Origin of the sequence: Aestuariivirga sp. (assembly GCF_046093005.1) — a bacterium.
In the GTDB taxonomy this organism is placed as follows: domain Bacteria; phylum Pseudomonadota; class Alphaproteobacteria; order Rhizobiales; family Aestuariivirgaceae; genus Aestuariivirga.
On the sequence record NZ_JBJTER010000133.1, the window covers coordinates 1 to 5,041 of the forward strand.

Consider the following 5,041-nt stretch of genomic DNA (forward strand, 5'->3'; position numbering starts at 1 on the left):
CACCAAGATCGAGGACGCGCACGCCCGGAGGCGCAGGACCCGGATCGGTATCGCTCTGGCTTGCATAACGGATCTGCCGCGCTGCGAAGCGCGCCCCGAAATCTGTGGTGTCTGCATGATCCTCGAACAGTCCGACCATGCAGACATCACCTCGGCTGACATCGTCGATGTCCGCAATTGGCGCGCCCAATAGCGACGGGATGGGTCGAAAGGACGGTGCCGACGAGAGGCTTGGCGCACCGCTGCTTGTCATACGGCTTGCCTCCCATGACCCTGTGATGCGACCCGCTCCGCGATCATCGCAGCGATGCGCTCGCTGTGTCCGCGGGGATCGCGTTCAGGTGCCAGGTTCAGTAGGGCCAGCCCATGAAGGTCAAACTGTGAAATGGTCTTGTCCACGAGGTCGAGAACCGCCATCGGACTGAGCCCACCAACATTCCGCAGCCAGGCCCCCGCCGCATATCCCGTATCGATCACGGCGAGATCGACCAGCAGCAACGCCGTTCTCACCTTCGCCGCCATGGCGGTCAGCATCGTCTCGACGCAATCTGCGTCAAAAGCGGCTGCCGGCGCGACTATCCCGCCCGCATCGCGCCAAGCGTTATAGCTGGACAATCCGATGAGACGCTGCGTGCCGATCGCCACGGCCTGAAACGTCCCGGCTTGCGGCAGGCGGATATCGAGGCGGGGCGACAACAGGATGATGGTCTGCGGAACAGAATCCGGACGGCCAGCGAGGGCGTCGATCAAGGCTGTGCCCAGCTCCGGATCACCACCCAGCATGAAAGGCCGTGCTCCACGAGCTTCGATGTCATGCAGAATGGCTGGCAACTGGTCTGAGGCCTCGCCCAGATTGCCAAGATCGATGCGTCGACGGGAGGCTTCTGCTCGCAATGAATGTGCGTTTGCGGCATCCCGGATAGCCAGAGCAGCCACTGCATCAACACCGAAAATGGCGATATCGCCACGAGTGACATCGGCAAGCTGGCCAGTTCTTGTGCCGGGAAAGCATCTATCGGCGACGGCATGGCGATGGATCAGTCTGGCCACCATGTCACGTGCTCCCCTTGCCGCGTGCACCAAAGATCTGGACGGCAGCGAGTGCGAGCACCGAGACGACGATCAGGCAGGTGGAAATGGCGGCAATCGTCGGGTCGATCTGGTCACGCAGCGCATTGAACATGCGGCGCGTGATGGTGGCGTTCTCGCCGCCCGAGATGAACTTGGCCACAACCACCTCATCGAGCGAGGTGATGAAGGCGAGGAAGGCGCCGGTGAGGACCGAGAATCTGATCTGCGGCAATGTGATGCCGAGGAACGCCTGGGGACGAGACGCCCCCATGCTGCGGGCCGCCATCTCCTGCGTCATGTCGTAGTTATTGAGGCTCGACAGTACCGTGATGATCACGAAGGGCACGGCAAGCGCGGTATGGGCGAGAACGAGGCCCGTGATCGAGTAGTTCAGGTCGACGATCGCATAGAGATGAAACACGCCGACGGCGACGAGGATCGACGGCACGACCACCGGCATCAGAACGAGCAACTGCAAGGCATTTCGGATCCTGTCCGACGTGCAATGCATGCCATAGGCGGCCAGCGTGCCCAGTGGCGTCGCCAGCAAGGTCGTCAGGACGGCGACCAGAAGCGAAGTCCAGGTGGCACTCATCCAGGCCGATGAGCCGAAATACTCTCGGTACCAGCGCAGCGACCAGCTTGTTGGGGGAAACTCAAGGTACTGGGAGTCCGAGAAAGACATCGGGATCACGATGACGGTCGGCAGCATCAGGAAGAACAGGACCAGCGCGCCGTAGATGGCGAGAAGACGCTGCGTCCAGGGCGAGGCGCCGGGCATATCCTGCATCGCCATGTCCCTTACCTCACGAAAAGCTTGTCGAGCCCGAAGACCCGGTGAAGCAGAGCAACGAGAGCGAGCGCCATCACCAGAAGGACGACGCCGAGCGCGCTGGCGGCGCCCCAGTTCGAGAAGATCGTGATGGTCGATTCAATCCGTTGCGCGAGCATCTGGACACGGCCGCCGCCAAGCAGTGCGGGCGTCACATAGAAGCCGAGTGACATGATGAAGACCAGCACGACACCAGCGAAGAGGCCAGGCAGCGACATCGGCACGAAGATGCGCCAGAAGGCTTCGGTTGGACTGGAACCGAGGCCGACCGCTGCCCGCACCAGATCGCCGTCGATCGACTTCATCGTGGCGTAGAGCGGCAGCACCAGGAATGGCAGCATGATGTGAACCATGCCGATGATGCTGGCGGTCAGATTGTGAGCGAGCTGCAACGGCGCATCGATGATGCCAAGGGACAGAAGCGTGTTGTTGATCAATCCATTGCGCTGGAGCAGCACGAGCCAGGCATAGGTGCGGACCAGAACCGCCGTCCAGAACGGAAGCAGCACGCAGATCAGTAGTAAATTGGCCGTGCGCTGCGGCTTCCGGCTCAGCCAGTAGGCAAGCGGATATCCCAGTAGAACGCAGAGCGCGGTAACTGCTGCACTGATCTGGAAGGTGACGACGAAGGCCTCGATATAGAGGTCGCCTGTGAGCCGCTGGTAGTTCTCCGTCGAGAGCTCGCCGCCGCGATCGAGTAAGGAGAGCGAGGAGAGCCAGAACAGCGGCAGGAAGACGATGATGAGAATGAGCAGCGTCGCCGGCAGGCTCAGCCCGATGAACTGCGCCCGTTCGCGCCGTTGCCCTCGCGCCAACTCGTCGGCATTCATCGTAGTTGCCGTGCTCATCACGCCTGCTCCGCCAGTACGACGGTGTCATCGCGGTGCAGGCCGAGGGCAATCTGGCTGCCGCTTTCGGGGAGGCTCGCCTGTCCCGCCCGACTTGTGGCGATGCGCACCGAGACCTCGCGACCATTGCCGGCGTCGATGATCAGCAGCACAGAGTCGCCCTGATAGATCGTCTGCCGAACCACGCCTGCGATCGTGTTTGTGTCGCCGTCATTGCCGGGATCAAGCTGAAGCAGTTCAGGCCGGATCACGAGTTGCAGCGGTCCGTCCCCCGACGGCGTGGGTGTTGCGAGCTTCAGCTTGCGTCCCTGGAGGCTGACGCCATCACCGTCGCGCTGGACGGGCAGAAGCACGGTTTCGCCGATGAAATCCGCGACGAACAGCGAATTCGGGCGGCGATAGAGCGCCTTGGGCTCGTCGAGTTGGGCGATGCGCCCCTTGTTGACCACCGCGATCCGGTCCGACATCGTCAGCGCCTCGCGCTGGTCATGGGTCACATAGACAATCGTGGCGTCCAGCTTCTGATGAAGCTGCTTGAGTTCAATCTGCATATGTTCGCGCAGCTTCTTGTCGAGCGCTGACAACGGTTCATCCATCAGGATGATGCGCGGTTCGAAGACCATGGCACGGGCCAAGGCCACCCGCTGTTTCTGGCCGCCGGAGAGCTGGTTGATCCGCCGCCCGCCATATCCCCCGAGCTTGACCATCTCGAGCGCCGCCTCGGCGCGGCTCTTCTGCTCTGCAGGCGATACACCCCTGATTTTGAGCGGATACGCGACGTTCTCGGCCACGCTCATGAACGGAAACAGCGCGTAGCTCTGGAACACCATGCCCACTCCGCGCTTGTGCGGGGAGGTCGTGATCATCTCCTGCTCGCCGAAACGAATCGAGCCGCTTTCGGGGCTTACAAAGCCGGCAAGAGCCATCAGCAGCGTTGTTTTTCCGGATCCGGATGGCCCCAGCAGCGTCATGAATTCGCCGGGGCGGATGGCGATCGAAACATCATCGAGGACGCGCAGATCGCCATAGGCTTTGACAAGATTGCTTACCGTGATCGGCAGGGATTGTGACGAAGCGGCGGCAACAGCCATGGCATGCGTCCTTTCAAGCGGCGCAGCGTATTCGATCAGGCAGAGAAATCCCGGTCGGTGCCATTTGCGCCGACCAGGAGGGCAGAATTGATCAACCGCGCTTCTGCTTGATGCGCTCGAAACGCTCGGTCAGCACATCGAGCCGACCGACGTAGAAGTTCGGATCGACCAGCAGCTGCTTCCCGATATTGCTGGGGTGCGTATTGACCTTGAGCGCCTCGGCCTCGGTAAGGATGCCCGTTTTGAAGGCGTTGGTATTGACCGGGCCCAGCGGCATCGTCGTCGCGAGCCGCGCCTGCGGTTCTGGCTTGAGAAGCTCGTTGATCAGCCGCATCGCATTCGCCTTGTTTGGAGCGCCGCGCGGGACCATCAGGGCATCGATATCCATCGTGCCGCCGTCGAACTTGTAGTTGACCTTCTTGCCCGAGCCGATGACGCTTTCAACGCGGTTGTGACCCATGTGGATGATGTCGACTTCGCCATCACGCAACAACTGCGCCGATTGCGAACCGCCCCGATACCAAACGGTGATGTGCGGAGCGATCTCCTCAAGCTTGGCCCAGGCCTTGTCCATGCCCTCCTTGGTGGCCAGCACCTTGTAGACATCAGCAATGGCGACACCTTGCGCCATGGTCGCGGCTTCAAGAGCGTAGTTCACCTGTTGCTGCAGCGAGCGCTTGCCGGGGAATTTCTTCACGTCCCAGAAGTCAGCCCATGTCGTCGGACCATTCTCGCCATAGGTCGAGGCCTGCCAGGCGATGACCTTGGTGAAGTTCACGAAACCTACATAGTGCGAGTTCACCAGTTCCTTGGGGATGCCGTCGGTGTTGATGACGCTATAGTCAAGCGGCTCGAGGGCGTTCTCGCGCTTCAGGGTCTCTGCGGTCGGCAGCTCCTGCTCGGTCACGTCCCAGACAACGCGCCGGGCCGTGATCTGCGCCCGGACATCCTGAATGCCGTTGGTGGTGTCTTCCTTGACCGCGATGCCGAGAGCCTGCCCCGCCGGCGTCAGCATTGAGTTTCGCACCGCATCCTGGAACGCACCGCCCCAAGAGGTGAAGGTGACGGTGCCTTGCTGGGCGAAGGCAGGTCCGACCAGCGCTGACACACCCGCTGCAGAGGCTGCAGCCAGGAAGCCACGCCGATTGATTTCAGTCTGCTTGACCATGTTCGTCTCCCTGAAGCGTCAGTCGATCCGC

At 61.6% G+C, this 5,041-nt stretch carries 5 protein-coding genes; all 5 read right to left on the minus strand.

Going from position 1 to position 5,041, the window contains the following annotated elements; translation table 11 throughout:
* Positions 1–249: 249 nt before the first annotated feature.
* On the minus strand, positions 250–1,053 hold the full coding sequence (locus tag ACKOED_RS11655; RefSeq protein ID WP_408916766.1) for an arginase family protein: 804 nt from the start codon (positions 1,051–1,053) through the stop codon (positions 250–252).
* A gap of 1 nt (position 1,054) precedes the next feature.
* Positions 1,055–1,867, minus strand: coding sequence for an ABC transporter permease (locus ACKOED_RS11660; RefSeq protein ID WP_408916767.1), 813 nt, complete (start codon positions 1,865–1,867; stop codon positions 1,055–1,057).
* A gap of 5 nt (positions 1,868–1,872) precedes the next feature.
* A complete protein-coding gene (locus ACKOED_RS11665; protein ID WP_408916768.1) occupies positions 1,873–2,751 on the minus strand; it encodes an ABC transporter permease in 879 nt (292 codons plus the stop codon).
* Positions 2,751–3,842: an ABC transporter ATP-binding protein gene (locus ACKOED_RS11670; protein WP_408916769.1), complete on the minus strand. Its 1,092-nt coding sequence runs from the start codon at positions 3,840–3,842 to the stop codon at positions 2,751–2,753. Before ACKOED_RS11670 ends, ACKOED_RS11665 begins: the two co-directional genes overlap by 1 nt.
* A gap of 91 nt (positions 3,843–3,933) precedes the next feature.
* A complete protein-coding gene (locus tag ACKOED_RS11675) occupies positions 3,934–5,010 on the minus strand; it encodes an ABC transporter substrate-binding protein (protein ID WP_408916770.1) in 1,077 nt (358 codons plus the stop codon).
* Positions 5,011–5,041 lie beyond the last annotated feature (31 nt).